This window comes from Streptomyces sp. DSM 15324, from assembly GCF_001514285.1.
In the GTDB taxonomy this organism is placed as follows: Bacteria; Actinomycetota; Actinomycetes; order Streptomycetales; family Streptomycetaceae; genus Streptomyces.
This window is the reverse complement of sequence record NZ_KQ949029.1, coordinates 279,085-295,735: the sequence shown is the minus strand read 5'-3', so window position 1 is coordinate 295,735 and position 16,651 is coordinate 279,085. Positions and strand designations below refer to the sequence as shown.

14 protein-coding genes and 4 pseudogenes are annotated in these 16,651 nt (G+C 73.1%); 10 read left to right on the top strand and 8 right to left on the bottom strand.

What is annotated here, in order from left to right:
* Nucleotides 1-13: 13 nt before the first annotated feature.
* From AQJ58_RS23395 to AQJ58_RS23375, 7 genes and pseudogenes are all read right to left on the bottom strand, one after another.
* Nucleotides 14-403: an SDR family NAD(P)-dependent oxidoreductase gene (locus AQJ58_RS23395; protein ID WP_159056300.1), complete on the bottom strand. Its 390-nt coding sequence runs from the start codon at nt 401-403 to the stop codon at nt 14-16.
* 17 nt (nt 404-420) lie between these two features.
* A pseudogene (locus AQJ58_RS23390) lies at nt 421-807 on the bottom strand (dioxygenase); the annotation flags it as partial.
* Nucleotides 808-817: 10 nt separating this feature from the next.
* Entirely contained in the window at nt 818-1,162 is a 345-nt protein-coding gene (locus tag AQJ58_RS23385) for a dehydroquinate synthase/iron-containing alcohol dehydrogenase family protein (protein WP_234360267.1), read from the bottom strand.
* A gap of 261 nt (nt 1,163-1,423) precedes the next feature.
* Nucleotides 1,424-1,531: pseudogene (locus tag AQJ58_RS45445) on the bottom strand (nuclear transport factor 2 family protein); the annotation flags it as partial.
* A 77-nt stretch (nt 1,532-1,608) separates the two neighbouring features.
* Nucleotides 1,609-1,740: pseudogene (locus AQJ58_RS45440) on the bottom strand (nuclear transport factor 2 family protein); the annotation flags it as partial.
* 41 nt (nt 1,741-1,781) lie between these two features.
* Nucleotides 1,782-1,922 (bottom strand): hypothetical protein, encoded by a 141-nt coding sequence (locus AQJ58_RS43430; protein WP_159056299.1) that lies wholly within the window; start codon nt 1,920-1,922, stop codon nt 1,782-1,784.
* A gap of 1 nt (nt 1,923) precedes the next feature.
* A complete protein-coding gene (locus tag AQJ58_RS23375) occupies nt 1,924-2,805 on the bottom strand; it encodes a LysR substrate-binding domain-containing protein (protein WP_067253058.1) in 882 nt (293 codons plus the stop codon).
* 71 nt (nt 2,806-2,876) lie between these two features.
* On the opposite strand from AQJ58_RS23375, the gene AQJ58_RS23370 reads away from it, so the two are divergent.
* From AQJ58_RS23370 to AQJ58_RS23355, 4 genes are all read left to right on the top strand, one after another.
* Nucleotides 2,877-4,082 carry a thiolase family protein gene (locus AQJ58_RS23370; protein WP_067253056.1) on the top strand — a complete coding sequence of 402 codons (1,206 nt, stop codon included), beginning with the start codon at nt 2,877-2,879 and terminating at the stop codon, nt 4,080-4,082.
* The gene (locus AQJ58_RS23365; RefSeq protein ID WP_067253054.1) at nt 4,079-4,774 is read left to right on the top strand and encodes a 3-oxoacid CoA-transferase subunit A; all 696 of its coding nucleotides are present in this window, start codon (nt 4,079-4,081) and stop codon (nt 4,772-4,774) included. Before AQJ58_RS23370 ends, AQJ58_RS23365 begins: the two co-directional genes overlap by 4 nt.
* Nucleotides 4,771-5,460 (top strand): 3-oxoacid CoA-transferase subunit B, encoded by a 690-nt coding sequence (locus AQJ58_RS23360; RefSeq protein ID WP_067253052.1) that lies wholly within the window; start codon nt 4,771-4,773, stop codon nt 5,458-5,460. Before AQJ58_RS23365 ends, AQJ58_RS23360 begins: the two co-directional genes overlap by 4 nt.
* Nucleotides 5,461-5,956: 496 nt before the next feature.
* Nucleotides 5,957-6,523 (top strand): hypothetical protein, encoded by a 567-nt coding sequence (locus AQJ58_RS23355; protein WP_067253050.1) that lies wholly within the window; start codon nt 5,957-5,959, stop codon nt 6,521-6,523.
* Between the two features lie 175 nt (nt 6,524-6,698).
* Here AQJ58_RS23355 and AQJ58_RS23350 read toward each other — a convergent pair whose 3' ends face one another.
* Nucleotides 6,699-7,160, bottom strand: coding sequence for an SRPBCC family protein (locus AQJ58_RS23350; RefSeq protein ID WP_067253048.1), 462 nt, complete (start codon nt 7,158-7,160; stop codon nt 6,699-6,701).
* A gap of 272 nt (nt 7,161-7,432) precedes the next feature.
* On the opposite strand from AQJ58_RS23350, the gene AQJ58_RS23345 reads away from it, so the two are divergent.
* The 6 genes and pseudogenes from AQJ58_RS23345 to AQJ58_RS41265 form a co-directional block, all read left to right on the top strand.
* A complete protein-coding gene (locus AQJ58_RS23345; protein WP_067253047.1) occupies nt 7,433-9,583 on the top strand; it encodes a SpoIIE family protein phosphatase in 2,151 nt (716 codons plus the stop codon).
* A gap of 53 nt (nt 9,584-9,636) precedes the next feature.
* Nucleotides 9,637-10,020: an STAS domain-containing protein gene (locus AQJ58_RS23340; RefSeq protein WP_067253044.1), complete on the top strand. Its 384-nt coding sequence runs from the start codon at nt 9,637-9,639 to the stop codon at nt 10,018-10,020.
* A 241-nt stretch (nt 10,021-10,261) separates the two neighbouring features.
* Complete coding sequence (locus AQJ58_RS23335) at nt 10,262-13,342, top strand: FAD-binding and (Fe-S)-binding domain-containing protein (protein WP_067253042.1); 3,081 nt, start codon at nt 10,262-10,264, stop codon at nt 13,340-13,342.
* 40 nt (nt 13,343-13,382) lie between these two features.
* Nucleotides 13,383-15,227 (top strand): thiamine pyrophosphate-requiring protein, encoded by a 1,845-nt coding sequence (locus tag AQJ58_RS23330; RefSeq protein WP_067253040.1) that lies wholly within the window; start codon nt 13,383-13,385, stop codon nt 15,225-15,227.
* Nucleotides 15,224-16,333, top strand: a complete 1,110-nt coding sequence (locus AQJ58_RS23325; protein WP_067253039.1) for an enolase C-terminal domain-like protein — start codon at nt 15,224-15,226, stop codon at nt 16,331-16,333. Before AQJ58_RS23330 ends, AQJ58_RS23325 begins: the two co-directional genes overlap by 4 nt.
* A 64-nt stretch (nt 16,334-16,397) precedes the next feature.
* Nucleotides 16,398-16,649 (top strand): annotated as a pseudogene (locus AQJ58_RS41265) (SDR family NAD(P)-dependent oxidoreductase); the annotation flags it as partial.
* Nucleotides 16,650-16,651 lie beyond the last annotated feature (2 nt).

The following is a 16,651-nucleotide window of genomic DNA, read 5'->3' as shown; positions in this document are numbered from 1 at the left end:
CGGGACGCGCCGTTCAGGGCCCCCTTGGCGGAGACGTAGGAGAGTCCAGTAGCTGGAGGAGGTGATGTTGACGATCCGTCCCGCCTCTGAGGCCTTCAGGTCCGGCAGGAACGCCCTGGCGGTGAGGAAGGCGCCGTCCACGCACCAGGATGTCGGTGGTGCCGAGCGCGCCGCGGACGCGTGCGGCGAAAGCGTGGACGGCGTCCTCGTCGCAGACGTCGACCTCGGCGCTGAAGAAGCGACGGCCGGTCCGCTCGACGAGGGCCCGCGTCCCGTCGGCCGGCTCGACGTCCGCGACCGCGATGTCCGCCCCCTCCGCCGCGAGCCTGCGGGCGATCTCCTGGCCGATGCCGGTGCTGCCCCCCGTCACGACGGCCGTCCTGCCGGTCAGTCTTCCGGCCATGACTCGAAGAACGGACCGAAGAACGGACCGAAGACGGTCGCCTCCGTGGCGCCCTCGTACGACTGGTTGTTGACGTTGATCGTCTGCATGCTCGCACCGAGGGTGTCGGACAACAGGATGAACTCCTGCCGGACGTCGTCGGTGATGTGCCCGGCCCGGGTGAGGAAATTGATCGCCGCGCCCCACTCCTCCTCGGTCAGCCGCACCTCACGGATGAAGGAGTGCAGGTGTCTGACCAGGCCGACCATGAGTTCCTTCAGCCGAGCGTCCGCGCAGGCGTCGAAGGAGGCGACGACGCTGTCCACGAGCCGCTGCTCGATCGCCCGCTGCTCCGGCGACACCTCGCGGTGGACCGGGCCGGTGCCGTCGCGGCGGGCCGGGTCCGGGTTGACGTAGGTTGCCATGCGGCCTCTCTCAGCTGATCGGTTCGCCGGCCCACGCCGCCTGCAGCAGCCGGGTCAGGTTCGCGTGGGTGACAGGTGTGGGATTGCCGGCCGGGATCGCCTTGATGATCGGTTCCAGTGCCTTGGCGATGCCCTCCTCGGGCATGCCGTAGTCACGCAGGGCCCGCGGTGCGCCCAGCACCTCGCGCAGGGCGGCGAGCCCGGCGCTCGCCGTGCGGGTCGTGCCGTGGCCGGTGCCGAGGGCCTGGGCGATCCGCGCCTCCGCCGCCACGGCGGAGGGCGATCCGCCCGCCGCGAACACCACCCGCTGGGGCAGGGTCTCGTGGGTGAACCGCATCAGGCTTCCGTCAGCCACTGCTTGCCTTCCGAGTAGAACTGCTCGACCGCTGTGCCGGTGAGGCCGGGGAGTCCCTGCCGCACCGTGAAACCCGCCTTCGTCTGCAGGTGGGCCAGGTGCCCGTACCCGGCCGGGAAACCGGTTCGGGAGGCCGGGATCCAGGGTCGGCGAGGCGGCGGGGTCGACGGTGTCGAGCCGGTCCCGCTCATAGATCGGCTGCCTGCGTACGAGAGTCCAGCGTCCCTCGTGGCGGGCGAGGAAGTGGAGGAAGCGGCCCGTGCAGACGACGTCGACCTCTACGCCTTCGATGGTCGCACGCCGGGTGATGGTCATCTTGGTCTGGGCCACGGCGCGGTCGCCGGTGATGTCCGCGGTGTGACCGCCCAGGAAGTGACGGATCCTGACTCCGTTCTCGAAGCTCTCACGACTGGCCCTGATGAAGTCGCCGGCGCTGCCCGGAACCAGGTGGCGGTCATCCAGCCGTCGCGCGGATGCCAGAGCGAGGCGAAGCGGTCCCAGTTCCCGGCGTCGCGCCACAGCGCCCAGTTCTCGACGAGCTGCCGGATCTCGTGGCGGTCTCCGTCCGCCTGCGACATGGGCGACTCCTTGGAGAGGCGGGGATTTCCGGTACAGGTCGTCAGACGGGGTAGTGGCGGGATCCGGACTGGATCGTGATCCAGAGCGCGTCGTGCACGGTGGCGCCGTTGATGTGACAGATGCCGGACCTGATCCGCCGCGCCACGTCGAGGGCCGCTGCGGCGTCCTCGGTGGGCCGCACCTCAGATCACCGCCCGGATGATCCCCACGGTGCGGGCCAGGTGCGGTTCGGCGCGGTCGGCCCGGTGGGCCACGGCCAGCTCCACGCGGGCGTCGGCCCCGGACAGCGGCAGGTAGGCGACGCCGTCGAGCGCCAGCGCCGTCACCGGTTGCGGTACCACCGCGACGCCGAGGCCGCCGGCCACGAGGGTCACCAGCGTCGAGGTCTCACCGACCTCGTGCCGGATGCGCGGTTCGACGCCGGCGTCGCGCAACAGGCCCAGGACGACGTCGTACATCACCGACCGGCGGTCGGCGGAGTGCACGATGAGGTCGGTCCCCGCCAGGTCCGCGACGCGCAGCCGTTTCCGGCGGGCGAGCGGGTGGTCGACCGGTACGGCGACGACCAGCCGGTCCCGGCGCAGGGTGTGCACGGTGAGGGAGAGGTCGGCCGCCACCGGGCGCAGCAGCGCCACGTCGATCGCGCCGGCGCGCAGCGCGTCGACCTGGTCGGGCGCGAGCATCTCGCCGCGGAAGGAGAAGTCGACGCCGGGCAGTTCCGCCGTGAGACGGCGCGAGAGCGCGGGCAGGAGGCTGTACGTCGCCGAGCCGACACACCCGATCGCCAGGTGCCCGACGGAGCCGGCCGCGACGAGCCGTGCCTGGTGGGCGGCCTCGTCGACATCGGCGAGGATCGCGCGCGCCCGTGCCAGATAGGTCCGGCCCGCCTCGGTCAGGTCGACGCGGCGCGTGGTCCGCTGCAACAGCTGGACGCCGAGCTCCGCCTCCAACTGCCGGATCTGCTGGGACAGCGGCGGCTGCGCCATGTGGAGCCGCTCGGCCGCCCGCCCGAAGTGCCGCTCCTCGGCCACCGTCACGAAGTACCGCAGGTGCCGCAGATCCATATGTCACCCATATCAATCGGCCGGGATATGCGTACTTCAGAATATCGCTTACGGGCACTAGCGTCGCTGGCATGAGTGCTTTCCTCTACGCCGCGACCCGAACCCCGTTCGGCCGCTTCAACGGCGCACTGGCCGGGGTGCGCCCCGACGACCTCGCCGCCGCCGCGATCACCTCGACGCTCGCCCGGGTGCCGGGCCTCGACCCCGCCGCCATCGACGACGTGGTCTGGGGCAACGCCAACGGCGCCGGCGAGGACAACCGCAACGTCGGCCGCATGGCGGCGCTGCTCGCCGGCCTCCCGGTGAGCGTGCCCGGCACCACGGTCAACCGGCTGTGCGGCTCCAGCCTCGACGCGGCGATGACGGCCAGCCGGACCATCGAGTCCGGCGACGCGGACGTGGTGCTGACCGGCGGCGTCGAGTCGATGACGCGTGCGCCCTGGGTCCTGCCCAAGTCGGCGAAGCCGTTCCCGGCCGGCGACGTCACCGCGGTCTCGACCACGCTCGGCTGGCGGCTGGTCAACCCGCGGATGCCGAAGGAGTGGACGGTCAGCCTCGGCGAGGCCAACGAACAACTGCGGGAGCGCTTCGGGATCTCCCGCGAGCGGCAGGACGAGTTCGCCGCCCGCTCCCACCGACTCGCCCACGCCGCCTGGGAGTCGGGCTTCTACGACGACCTGGTGACGCCGGTCGACGGCGTCGACCTCACCCGCGACGAGGGCATCCGCCCCGGATCCACACCCGAGGCGCTGGCCGGGCTCAAGCCGGTCTTCCGCACCCCGGAGCAGGGCGGCACCATCACCGCGGGCAACGCCAGTCCGCTCAACGACGGCGCCTCCGCGGTGCTGCTCGGCGGCGAGAAGGCCGCGGCCACGATCGGAACCGACCCTCTCGCCCGCATCGCCGGCCGCGGGGTGATGGCGCTGGAGCCGCAGTCCTTCGGCTACGCCCCGGTCGAGGCCGCGAACCGGGCGCTGGCGCGGGCCGGGATCGGCTGGGACCAGGTGGGCGCCGTCGAGATCAACGAGGCGTTCGCCGTGCAGTCGCTCGCCTGCCTCGACGCCTGGAAGATCGACCCCGCGATCGTCAACCAGAAGGGCGGCGCCCTCGCGATCGGCCACCCGCTGGGCGCCTCCGGCGGCCGCATCCTCGCCACCCTGGCCAAGGTGCTGCGCGAGACGCGACAGCGTTACGGCGTCGCCACCATCTGCATCGGGGTGGGCCAGGGCCTGGCCGTCGTCCTGGAGAACTGCGCCGTGACGGGGGCGGACCGGTGAGCCGGGCGGAGATCCTCGACAGCGCGGATGCGGCGGTCGCCGGCATCGAGGACGGCGCGACCGTCCTGGTCGGCGGCTTCGGCCTGGCGGGAATGCCGTTCGACCTGATCGACGCGCTCATCCGGCAGGGCGCGAAGGACCTCACCATCGTGTCCAACAACGCGGGCAACGGCGATGTCGGCCTGGCGGCGCTGCTGGCCGCAGGCCGGGTGCGCAAGGTGCTGTGCTCCTTCCCGCGCCAGTCCGACTCCTGGGTCTTCGACGACCTCTACCGCGCCGGGAAGATCGAACTCGAGGTGGTGCCGCAGGGCAACCTCGCCGAGCGGATGCGCGCGGCCGGCGCCGGCATCGGCGCCTTCTACTGCCCGACCGCGGTCGGCACACCGCTGGCGGAGGGCAAGGAGGTGCGCGAGATCGACGGCCGCACGTACCTGTTGGAGTACCCGATCAAGGGTGACTACGCGCTGATCGGTGCCCATGTCGCGGACACGATGGGCAACCTCGTCTACCGCAGGACGGCCCGTAACTTCGGACCGGTCATGGCCACGGCCGCGACGACGACCATCGTCCAGGTCGACCAGGTCGTCGAGCCGGGGACGATCGACCCCGAGGCCGTCGTCACCCCGTCCATCTACGTCGACCGGATCGTCCAGGTGACCGCCCGTCACTACACCGTCCAGGGGGCCCGATGACCACCACGACCGCCGACCGGGCGTACCCCGGGCCGCCGAGGAGCGCCGACCACCGTCTCTCGATGGACGAACTGGCCGCCGTGGTCGCCCGCGACATCCCGGCCGGCTCCTTCGTCAACCTCGGCATCGGGCAGCCCACCAAGATCGCCGACCATCTGCCGGCCGGCTCCGGAGTGGTGCTGCACACCGAGAACGGCATGCTCAACATGGGGCCGAAGGCCGAGGGTGACGCCATCGACCCCGACCTGACCAACGCGGGCAAGGTCCCGGTGACCGAACTGCCGGGCGCGGCCTACTTCCACCACGCCGACTCCTTCGCCATGATGCGCGGCGGCCACCTCGACGTCTGTGTCCTCGGCGCCTACGAGGTCGCCTTCAACGGCGACCTCGCCAACTGGACCACCGGCAGGCCCGACGACATCCCCGCCGTCGGCGGCGCCATGGACCTCGCCATCGGAGCCAAGGACGTCTACGTGATGATGACGCTCTTCACCCGCTCCGGCGAGCCCAAGCTCGTCCCGCGGTGCGCCTACCCCCTCACCGGCCTCGGTTGCGTCAGCCGCGTCTACACCGACCACGGCGTCTTCGACGTCGGCTCCGAGGGCATACGGATCCGGGAGACGTACGGCGTCGACGCCGGGGAACTCGCGCAGCGGCTCGGCATCACGCCGCCGCACCCGGCCTGACCCAGGCGCCGGACGTGGGGGCGGCCGGCGGACGACGCCCGGGCAGGTGCCGTACCTCCCGGGACCTCGCCCGGCGTCCGGGCGGACAGGCGGCCCGCGACGGACGGAGCGGCCCCGCGGACGTCACGGCGTTGCCGTGCGGCGCGCCGCGGGCGCTGTGCGGCCGGGCCCGCCCGCCGGGCCGGTCTCGACGATGTCGCCCGGTGGACGACGCCCGCACGATGGCTGACGTGCGACGGCTGACGTGCCGGATGACCGCGAGGTCGTGCGAGACGAACAGGCAGGCGACACCGGTGCGTCGCCGGATGTCGACGAGCAGGCCGAGGACGCGGGTGTGGGTGGTGGGGTCGGGCTCTCGTCACCAGGCTCGGCGACGCTGTCGCGCGCCTGACGAGAAGGCGGTGTCGCAAGGAGGCGGCAACCTGCTGTCCGTCGGGCGGCCGCGTAGCGCATAGTGGACCGACACCATCTATCGATCAGAACGGGTAGCCGTGCCGTGACGACAGCCTCCACCGATTCCTCAGCCGACCGTGTGCCCGGACGCGCCTGGACCGTCCGCCTCACCGGGCACGGCGACCGCTCCGCCACCCTCACCTGCAGCACCACGGCATGCCGGATGCCGCAGCGGTCCAAGGACCTCGCGGCGTTGCGCTCCTTCGCCGCCCAGCACGCCGCCGCGCACGCGAAGGCGGCCACGGTTCGCCCCAACGCCCGCTGCCACTGCGGTTCGACGGAGTGCGCACCCCATGAGAGCAGGGTGCGCTGCGCGGGCTCCGTGGTGATGATCCTGCGTCACGACGCCACGGTGGGCCAGGTGTGGAGCGTGGAGGAGGTCTGCACGATGTGCGCCCCGCTGATCCCGCACGCCACGGTCGTCGCCCGCGCCGCTGCCCCCCACCGCAAGCCCGAGCAGACCGCGGGGCAGGTGCCGGCCCCGGCGCGGCCCGTCGTCCCGGGGGGCTTCTCCTCACCCACCGCCGGGCCCGAGGACCGGCCCGCACCCGTACGGCGATCCCGCCGCCCCGGGCAGGGACCGCGCCGGCGCCCGACCCAGGGACGCTGACCGCGGCAGCGGTACCCGGCGTCCACGCGGCGGGCGAGGCGCGCGGTCAGCGCTTCTCGGCCTTCTTCCTCTGTGGGGAGTCCATTCGCCCCGGTGCAGCCGGCACCGGGAGCTGACGCCGGCACCGGGAACTGACGGTGGCGTTCCGCTCCGCCGGTCCGGCGGGCGGACGTCGTCAGGCGGAGGGCGCGATCGCCGCCTCCGCCGCGGTCTTGATCCGCCGGCCGAACGCGTCGGCGTCCTTGCGGGCCGCGCCCAGCGCCAGGCCGACGAGGAGCTTGCCCAGCCCGTGGCCCTCCAGCAGGTTGTGGATCCGCACCCGCGTGCCGCCGTCCGGCAACGGCGTCAGGTCGTAGCCGCCTTCGCTCGCCGTCACGCTGTTCTTCGAGACCTCGGCCCACCGGAGCAGCACCGGGGCTTCGAGAGCGGTGATGCGGAACTCGCGCGCGGTCTTCATCCCGGCGTCCTTGACGGTGCTCCGGAAGACGGTGCCCACCGCGGTCGGCCCGTCCGGGATCCGTTCGATCCTGAGCACCCGCGGGCTGAACTGCGGGTCGTTGCGCCCGTCGGCAAGGTAGGCGAACACCTCGGCGATGGGCCGCTCCACCTCGACCGTCGCCTCGAACCGTCCTGACATGGGCACTCCTCGTCGCTCGGACACGTGCGAAGGAACGCTGGACCACACCGACGCCGCACACACCGGCGCCGGACCACACCGTGCCGCCGCAACCGCACGCGCTGGCACTGCGACCCTACGGGAGCCGCGGCCTCTCCGCCCGCCGTACGGCGGATCGTCCTGCACGTGGGTGAGCACCCGGGGGCGCGCCGATCCCGTGACGACCGCGGCGCGACTACGCTGGACACCTCCGGCCGTCCACGACGACCCGCGCCCCGAGAGGAGCACAGGGCATGACCGGTAGGGCCGATCCGCGGGCGCACACCGAGGCGTTGGACGCCGCCTTCGCGGAGACGGTGCGCCGGACGGGAGCGTCCATCGGTGCCCTGTACCTGCTCGCACCGGACGAGACGGTGCTGCACCTGGACGCGGTGTGCGGCGCACCGGTCGAGTTCGCCGCACCCTGGACGAGGGTCCCGCTCGCCTCTCCGGCACCCGTGGCCGACGCCGTGCGTGAGGCACGGATGGTGTGGGTCGGCAGCCAGGAGGAGATGGTCCTCTCCTATCCGCGCACCGCGATGGTCCTCCCCTACCCGCTGGCGCTGGCGGCCGCGCCGGTCACCGGCGTCCGGCGGTGGGGGACCCTGCTGCTGATGTGGCCCGCCCCGCGCCCCTCCCCCATGACCCCGCGCGAGCGCGGCAACATCATGTCCAGTTGCGGCCGTCTGGCCCGGCTGCTGGAGGAGGCCGCCGTACGGCCCTGGTCGGCCCCCCGCGAGCGGCCGCGCGCGGTTCCCCTCGGAACCGGCCACCGGTCCGCGCCCCCGGAGCTCGCCGTCGCCGACCTCGTCGAGCGCCTGCCCGGCGGCAGCTGCGCGCTGGACCTGGAGGGGCGCTTCACCTATGTCAGCTCCGGCGCCGCGGAGCTCCTCGGCCGTGAGGCGGCGCACCTGCTGGGCACGTTGCCCTGGCAGTCCCTGCGCTGGCTCGACTCCCCCCTCTACGAGGACCGCTACCGTGCCGCCGTGATCAGCCGCGAGCCCGTCACCTTCAGCGCGTGCCGCCCGCCGGACCAGTGGCTCGACCTCCACCTCTACCCGGACGACAGCGGCATCAGCGTCCGCATCCTCCCCAGCAGTGCCGACGAGCCCTCCGCACCGGCGGCCGCCCGGACCGGCGCCGCCGACACGTCGGCCCGCGCCGGCCAGCTCTACCAGCTCACGCATCTCGCCGCGGCACTGACCGAGGTCGTCGGCGTGCAGGACGTCGTCGACCTGGTGGCCGACCAGATCATGCCCGCCTTCGGCGCCCAGGGGCTCGTCCTGTCCACCGCCGAAGCGGGCCGGCTGCGGATCACCGGCCACCGCGGCTACGCCTCCGACTCCATCGCCCGCCTGGACGGCCTCCCGCTGGACACCGCCTTCACCCCGGCGGGACAGGTACTGGCCGACGGCACCCCCGCGTTCTACGCCGACCCGGACGACATGCGGCGCACCCACCCGGAGGCCCCGCCGGCCAGCGGAAAGCAGGCCTGGGCCTTCCTGCCCCTGATCATCTCCGGCCGCCCGGTCGGCCTCTGCGTCCTGTCGTACGACCGCCCCCACCCGTTCACCGCCGAGGAACGCGCGGTCCTGACCTCCCTCGCCGGGCTCATCGCCCAGGCCTTCGACCGCGCCCGCCTCTACGACACCAAACTCGAACTCGCCCACGGCCTCCAGCAGGCGCTGCTCCCGCGCACCCTCCCCGCGATCGACGGCCTGAGCGTCGCCGCGCGCTACCTGCCCGCCACCCGCGGCATGGACATCGGAGGGGACTTCTACGACCTGATCCGCCTCGGCGACACCACGGCGGCCGCCGTCATCGGCGACGTCCAGGGCCACAACGTCGCCGCGGCCGCCCTGATGGGGCAGGTACGCACCGCCGTCCACGCCCACGCGACCCTCGGCACACCCCCCGACGAGGTCCTGCACCGCACCAACCGGCTCCTCACCGACCTCGACCCCGACCTGTTCACCAGCTGTCTCTACGCCCACCTCGACCTCGCCCGCCGACGAGTCACCCTCGCCAGCGCCGGCCACCCCCCACCGATCCTGCGCCTTCCCGACGGCGGGAGCCGGCCCCTGGACGTGGTGCCCGGACCGCTCCTCGGCATCGACCCGGACGCCGGGTTCCCCGTGACCGAGATCCCGCTCGACGAGGGGATGCTGCTGGCCCTCTACACCGACGGACTCGTCGAAGCACCGGGCGCCGACCTGGAGGAGTCCATCACCCGTCTCGCCCGGCACCTCGCCGAGGCCGACGACCGGGACCTGCACCTGCTCATCGACGCCGTACTCGGCGAGTCCGGCACCACCGGGCAGCGCCTCGACGACATCGCCCTGCTCGTCCTCCAGGAGGCCGGCCCGGACGCACCGGGCGCCGCGGAGCCGGTGCCCGGCGTGTGAGCCGGAGGCCCCGCCTCCTCGCGGAAGAGCGATCTCCGCGCCATACTCGCGCCATGAGTTCCGTGAGCGGCAGCGATGACAGGCCGTCGGATCCGACGCGGTCGCACGCCGCCGGGCTGCCGTACCTGAGCCAGCATGAGCAGGAAGGCGCATGGGTGGTCGCCGTGCACGGCGCCTTCGACTCCAACTCGACCCCCTCGCTGAGCGCGGCCCTGGAGGCGGGGGCCGCGTCCTTCTCCAAGGTGGTCGTGGACGCGGCCGGACTCACCATCGCGGACTCCACCGTCCTGAACGTCCTGCTGACCTTCAACCGCACGGCCGCCGCGCGGCTGTACGTGGCCAGACCGGCGCCGCCGCTGCGCAGGGTCCTGGAGCTGACCGGAGCGGACACCGTCCTCGACATCCGGCCGACGGTCGAGGACGCGCTCGCCCCCTGAGAACGGCAGGGCCGCCGCGAGGCGCCGTCGGCCCACGCACACATCGACCGCCGCGACCAGGGCTGGACCAAGGCGGTCCTGCACCCCGACGGCGCGCGGCCCGCCCGGGCTGATCGACAGCGGCCGGCGCCGCGGCGAGGTCCGGGATCGCTGTGAGGCACCCCCGAAAGCGCACCCTTGCCTCCTTCCGAGCCGGGTACCCGGGGAGCGGCAGCCCCGGCTCAGGAAGGCGGTTCTCCTGATGACTCGTCCCCCTCCCCCCGGTACGTCGGCAGACGTGGACGTGGCGGCACTGACGGCGGCGCTCGCCGAGGAAACGGACGCCGAGGTCAGGTTCGACGCGGGCAGCAGGGGCGCCTACGCCACGGACGGCTCCAACTACCGGCAGCTCCCGATCGGGGTCGTGGTGCCCCGGACGGTGGAGGGCGCGGCCGAGGCGGTGCGCGTGTGCGCCCGGTTCGGTGCCCCGGTCCTCTCCCGCGGCGGCGGGACCAGCCTCGCCGGACAGTCGACCAACCCCGCCGTGGTGATCGACTGGAGCAAGTACTGCCACCGGCTCGTCGCCGTCGATCCCGACGCCCGGACCTGCGTGGTCGAACCGGGCATCGTGCTGGACGCGCTCAACCGGCGGCTGGCGGCCCACCGGCTCCAGTTCGGCCCCAAACCCTCCACGCACAGCCACTGCGCCCTGGGCGGCATGATCGGCAACAACTCGTGCGGCGCGTCCGCGCAGGCGTACGGCAAGACCGTCGACAACGTCCGCCGTCTGGAGGTGCTCACCTACGACGGCCTGCGGATGTGGGCCGGGCCGACGTCGAAGGCCGAGCGGGCCCGGATCGCCGCCGAGGGCGGCCCCCGCGCCGAGCTGTACGCCGGCCTGGACCGGGTCGTCACCGAGTACCTCGCCGAAATCCGCCGCGGCTATCCGAAGATCCCGCGCCGGGTCTCCGGCTACAACCTCGACTCCCTGCTCCCCGAGAACGGCTTCGACGTGGCGCGGACGCTGGTCGGCAGCGAGGAAACCCTGGCGACCGTGCTGCACGCCGAGCTCGACCTGGTGCCGGTGCCCGCGTACCAGTCGCTGCTGGTCCTCGGCTACGACGACATCTGCGCCGCCGCCGACGACGTACCCCGGCTGCTGGAGCACTGTTCGCCCGGACAGCTGGAGGCGCTGGACGGCCGGATGGCCCAGCTGATGCGTGAGGAAGGCGCCTACCTGGCGTCCCTCGACGCCCTGCCGCAGGGCGACAGCTGGCTGATGCTGCAGTTCGCCGGCGACAGCCAGGAGGAGGTGGACGAGCAGGCACACGCCCTGCTGCGCGCCGTCGACCGCACCGAGAAGGACGCCGACGTCGCCTTCTCCGACGATCCCGAACGCGAGCAGCGCATGCTCAGGGCGCGCGAGGCCGGGCTGGGCGTCACCGCCCGTCCGCCCGACGACCGCGAGACCTGGGAGGGCTGGGAGGACTCGGCCGTGCCGCCCGAGCGGCTCGGGGACTATCTGCGGGACCTGAAGGAGCTGTTCGGGGAGTTCGGGTACGACCATCCGTCCCTGTACGGGCACTTCGGACAGGGCTGCGTCCACACCCGCATCCCGTTCGGGCTCCGGACCGCCGAAGGCGTGGCCGACTTCCGCCGCTTCCTGGAGCGGGCCGCCGACCTCGTCGTCTCCTACGGCGGTTCCCTCTCCGGCGAGCACGGCGACGGCCAGTCCCGGGGAGAGCTGCTCACCCGGATGTTCGGCGAGCGGCTCGTGACCGCGTTCGGCGAGCTGAAGGCGCTGTTCGACCCCGGCAACCGTATGAACCCCGGCAAGATCGTCCACCCCCACCCCCTCGACGGCCAGCTGCGCCTCGGGCCCACCTGGCACCCGAGGACCCCGCCGACGCACTTCGGCTTCCCCGAGGACGACCACTCCTTCAACCGGGCGGTCATGCGCTGTGTCGGCATCGGCAACTGCCGCGGCCACACCGGCGGTGTCATGTGCCCCTCCTACCGGGCCACCATGGAGGAGGAACACTCCACCCGCGGCCGCGCCAGGCTGCTGTTCGAGATGCTCGACGGCCACCCCGACTCGGCCGTCCCCGACGGCTGGCGCTCCACCGAGGTACGCGACGCACTGGACCTCTGCCTGGCCTGCAAGGGCTGCAAGTCGGACTGCCCGACGGGCGTCGACATGGCCACCCTCAAGGCGGAGTTCCTCGCCCACCACTACGAGGGACGGCCGCGCCCCGCCGCCCACTACTCCATGGGCTGGCTCCCCGTGTGGGCCCGGCTGGCCCGCACCGCGCCCCGGCTGGTCAACAGCGCCCTGCACGCGCCCGGTCTCGCCGGGGCGGGCAAGCGACTGGCCGGCGTCGACGAGGCACGGGCGGCACCCGTCTTCGCCACGCGGTCCTTCCAGCAGTGGTGGCAGGGCCACCACGCCGACGAACCCGACCCGGCCGACCCGCGCACCGTCGTCCTGTGGCCGGACACCTTCAGCAACTCCTTCCATCCCGCGATCGCCGTGTCGGCCGTACGCGTCCTGGAGGACGCCGGCTTCCGCGTCACCGTCCCCACCCGCCCGGTGTGCTGCGGACTCACCTGGATCTCCACCGGGCAGCTGCCACGCGCCCGGAAGGTGCTCCGCCACACCCTCGGCGTGCTGCGCCCCTACCTGGAGGCCGGCACCCCGGTCATCGGGCTCGAACCGTCCTGTACCGCGGTGTTCCGCTCCGACGCCCCCGACCTGATGCCCGCCGACCAGGACGTGCTCCGGCTGGCAGGGCAGGTCCGCACCTTCGCCGAACACCTCGTCCACCACGCGCCCGACGACTGGCGGCCCCCGCCGCTCGGCCGGCGGGCGACCGTCCAGACCCACTGCCACCAGCACGCCGTCATGAAGTTCGACGCGGACCGCGAGCTGATGCGCCGCGCCCACCTGGACGCCGACGTCCTCGACGAGGGCTGCTGCGGCCTGGCCGGCAACTTCGGCTTCGAACGCGGCCACCACGAGATCTCCACGGACGTCGCCGAACTGGGCGTCCTGCCCGCGGTCCGCGCCGCCGCCCCGGACCGTCTCGTCCTCGCGGACGGCTTCAGCTGCCGTACCCAGATCGAACAGGGCGGCACCGGACGGCGGGCCCTGCACCTCGCCGAGGTCCTGGCCCTCGGCCTCGACGGCACGCTCCCGGGCGAGCACCCCGAACGCCTCGCCGTACGCCCCGCCCCGCCCTCCCGGACGTCCCGCTGGACGGCCACCGCGGCCGCGGCCACCGTGACGGCGACCGCCGCCACGGCCGCCGGCCGCGCCGCCGTCCGCTCGCTGCGCCACCCCTGACCCCTCGTCACGAAAGCCACCACCGGAAAGGCAGTCGACCATGTCGCAGAAGGTTTCCGACCATCTCCTCGAGCGCCTGCGCGCCTGGGGAGTGGACCATGTCTTCGCCTACCCCGGCGACGGCATCAACGGTCTGCTCGCGGCCTGGGGCCGTGCCGACGACAACCCCCGCTTCATCCAGGCCCGGCACGAGGAGATGGCGGCCTTCGAAGCCGTCGGCTACGCCAAGTTCTCCGGCCGGGTCGGCGTGTGCGCCGCCACGTCCGGCCCCGGCGCCATCCACCTCCTCAACGGGCTGTACGACGCCAAACTCGACCACGTGCCCGTCGTCGCGATCGTCGGACAGACCAACCGCAGCGCCATGGGCGGCTCCTACCAGCAGGAGGTCGACCTGATCAGCCTCTACAAGGACGTCGCCTCCGACTTCTGCGAGATGGTCACCGTCCCCGAACAGCTCCCCAACGTCCTGGACCGCGCGATCCGCACCGCCGTGGCCCGCCGCTCCGTCACCGCCCTGATCATCCCCGCCGACGTCCAGGAACTGGACTACGCGCCGCCCGGCCACGCCTTCAAGATGGTGCCGTCCAGCCTCGGTGCGCCGCAGTACGCCCCGGTGCCGCGCGACGAGGACCTCACGCGGGCCGCCGAGGTGCTCAACGCGGGCGAGAAGGTCGCGCTCCTGGTCGGGCAGGGAGCCCGCGGGGCCCGGCAGGAGGTCATGGCGGTCGCCGACCGGCTCGGCGCCGGCGTGGCGAAGGCGCTGCTGGGCAAGGACGCCCTCGACGACGACCTGCCGTACGTCACCGGCTCCATCGGACTGCTGGGCACCCGGCCCTCGTACGAGCTGATGATGCGTTGCGACACCCTCCTCGTCATCGGCTCCTCCTTCCCGTACACCCAGTTCCTGCCCGAGTTCGGGCAGGCGCGGGCGGTGCAGATCGACATCGACCCGCACATGGTCGGGCTGCGCTACCCGTTCGAGGTCAACCTCGTCGGCGACGCCCGCGAGACGCTCACCCGGCTGCTGCCGCTGCTCGAGACGAACAGGCACCGCAGCTGGCGCGAGCAGATCGAGAAGAACACCGCCCGCTGGTGGGAGGTCATGCAGCGGCGCGCCGCGGTCGACGCCGACCCGGTCAACCCCGAGTACGTCGTCCACGCGCTGGACGCCCTGCTGCCGGAGAACGTCATCCTGTCCTCCGACTCCGGTTCGGCCGCCAACTGGTACGCCCGCCATCTGCGGCTGCGCGGCGCCATGCGCGGTTCGCTGTCGGGCACGCTCGCCACGATGGGCCCCGGGGTGCCGTACGCGATCGGCGCCAAGTTCGCACACGGCGACCGGCCGGCGATCGCGCTCGTCGGCGACGGGGCCATGCAGATGAACGGCATGGCCGAGCTGATCACCGTCGCCAAGTACCACCACGAATGGGAGGACCCCCGGCTGATCGTGGCGGTGCTGAACAACCAGGACCTCAACCAGGTCACCTGGGAGATGCGGGCGATGGAAGGCGCCCCGCAGTTCCTGCCCTCGCAGTCGATCCCCGACATCCCCTACGCCGACTTCGCCCGCATGGTGGGGCTGAAGGGCATACGGGTCGAGAAGCCGGGCGACGTCGTGGACGCCTGGACGGCCGCGCTGGCCGCCGACCGGCCCTGCGTCCTGGACTTCGTGACCGACCCCGCCGTCCCGCCGATCCCGCCGCATGCGAGCCTCGACCAGATCGAGGCGGCGGCGTCCTCGGTCCTCAAGGGCGACAGCGACCGCGCGGCCATGGTCCGCCAGGGCTTCAAGGCCAAGGTCCAGGACCTCCTGCCCGGCCACCGCCACCGCGCGGACCGCCCCGGGGCGAAGGAGGCCCACCGGGACGAGAAGGACGGCACATGAGCGACAGCCCGGTCGTGGAGCGGGTGGGCACGGCCGTCTACACCGTGCCCACCGACGCCCCCGAGGCCGACGGCACCCTCGCCTGGGACAGCACGACCCTGGTCCTGGCGAGCGTCGACTGCGGGAGCGTCACGGGCCTCGGCTACACCTACGCGCCCGCCGCGACGGCACGTGTCGTCGACGACCTGCTGGCCGGCGTGGTCACCGGCTCCGACGCCCTCGACGTGCCACGGATCAACGAGGCCATGCGCCGGGCGGTGCGCAACGCCGGGCTGCCCGGCGTGGCCGCCCAGGCGGTCTCGGCCGTCGACATCGCGCTGTGGGACTGCAAGGCCCGCCTGCTCGGCCTGCCGCTCGTGCGGCTGCTGGGCGCGGCCCGGGACGAGGTGCCGGTCTACGGCAGCGGCGGCTTCACCACGTACGACGACGAACAGCTGGAACGGCAACTGCGCGGCTGGACCGAGGGCGACGGCATCCCCCGCGTCAAGATCAAGATCGCGGAGTCGTGGGGACGCCGCGAGGAGCGCGACCGGCGGCGCGTGGCCCGAGCCCGAGCCGTCATCGGCGGGACCACCGAGCTGTACGTCGACGCCAACGGCGGCTACGGCGCCAAACAGGCCGCGCGGGTGGGCCGGGCACTCGCCGACGAGGGCGTGACCTGGCTCGAGGAACCGGTCTCCTCCGACCACCCGGCCGCCCTCGCCGCGATCCGCGAGCAGGTGCCCCAGGACGTGACGGCCGGCGAGTACGGCTACAGCCTGCCGTACTTGGCCCACCTGCTCGCCGCCGGAGCGGTGGACTGCCTCCAGGCCGACGTCACCCGCTGCGGCGGCATCACCGTCTGGCTGCGCGCCGCCGCCCTCGCCGAGGCCCACGGCATCGACATCTCCGGCCACTGCGCCCCGCACGCCCACGCGCACGCCGCCGCCACCGTGCCCAACTGCCGCCACCTCGAATGGTTCCACGACCACGTCCGCATCGAACGCACCTTCTTCCACGGAGTCCTCTCCGCCCACGGCGGCAGCGTCACGCCCGGCGCCGACGGCGCACCCGGCCTCGGCCTGGTCCTCGACCAGGAGCGGGCAGAGCCCTACCGCGTGGCCTGACAGCGGGAGGCACCCGCCCCACCCACCCACCGCGCATCCCCGCCACGACCAGAGGGAGTCGACCATGTCCGAGACCGTCGTCGTCACCGGAGCGAGCGCCGGCATCGGCCGCGCCGTCGCGCGCCTCTACGGCGAGCGCGGCGCCGACGTGGTCCTGCTCGCGCGCGGCCGGGCGGGCCTGGAGGCCGCCGCGAAAGAGGTGGAATCCCTCGGAGGCCGTGCGCTCGTCCAGATCGCCGACACCGCCGACGCCCGGCAGGTCGAGCGGGCCGCCGACGCCGCCGAGCAGGCCTTCGGGCCCATCGACGTCTGGATCAC

What these genes read in the sequence shown, in the direction of transcription:
- AQJ58_RS23395 (WP_159056300.1), bottom strand. Translation starts at nt 403, where the DNA reads ATGGCCGGAAGACTGACCGGCAGGACGGCCGTCGTGACGGGGGGCAGC.
- AQJ58_RS23375 (WP_067253058.1), bottom strand. Translation starts at nt 2,805, where the DNA reads ATGGATCTGCGGCACCTGCGGTACTTCGTGACGGTGGCCGAGGAGCGG.
- AQJ58_RS23370 (WP_067253056.1), top strand. Translation starts at nt 2,877, where the DNA reads ATGAGTGCTTTCCTCTACGCCGCGACCCGAACCCCGTTCGGCCGCTTC.
- AQJ58_RS23360 (WP_067253052.1), top strand. Translation starts at nt 4,771, where the DNA reads ATGACCACCACGACCGCCGACCGGGCGTACCCCGGGCCGCCGAGGAGC.
- AQJ58_RS23350 (WP_067253048.1), bottom strand. Translation starts at nt 7,160, where the DNA reads ATGTCAGGACGGTTCGAGGCGACGGTCGAGGTGGAGCGGCCCATCGCC.
- AQJ58_RS23345 (WP_067253047.1), top strand. Translation starts at nt 7,433, where the DNA reads ATGACCGGTAGGGCCGATCCGCGGGCGCACACCGAGGCGTTGGACGCC.
- AQJ58_RS23340 (WP_067253044.1), top strand. Translation starts at nt 9,637, where the DNA reads ATGAGTTCCGTGAGCGGCAGCGATGACAGGCCGTCGGATCCGACGCGG.
- AQJ58_RS23335 (WP_067253042.1), top strand. Translation starts at nt 10,262, where the DNA reads ATGACTCGTCCCCCTCCCCCCGGTACGTCGGCAGACGTGGACGTGGCG.
- AQJ58_RS23330 (WP_067253040.1), top strand. Translation starts at nt 13,383, where the DNA reads ATGTCGCAGAAGGTTTCCGACCATCTCCTCGAGCGCCTGCGCGCCTGG.
- AQJ58_RS23325 (WP_067253039.1), top strand. Translation starts at nt 15,224, where the DNA reads ATGAGCGACAGCCCGGTCGTGGAGCGGGTGGGCACGGCCGTCTACACC.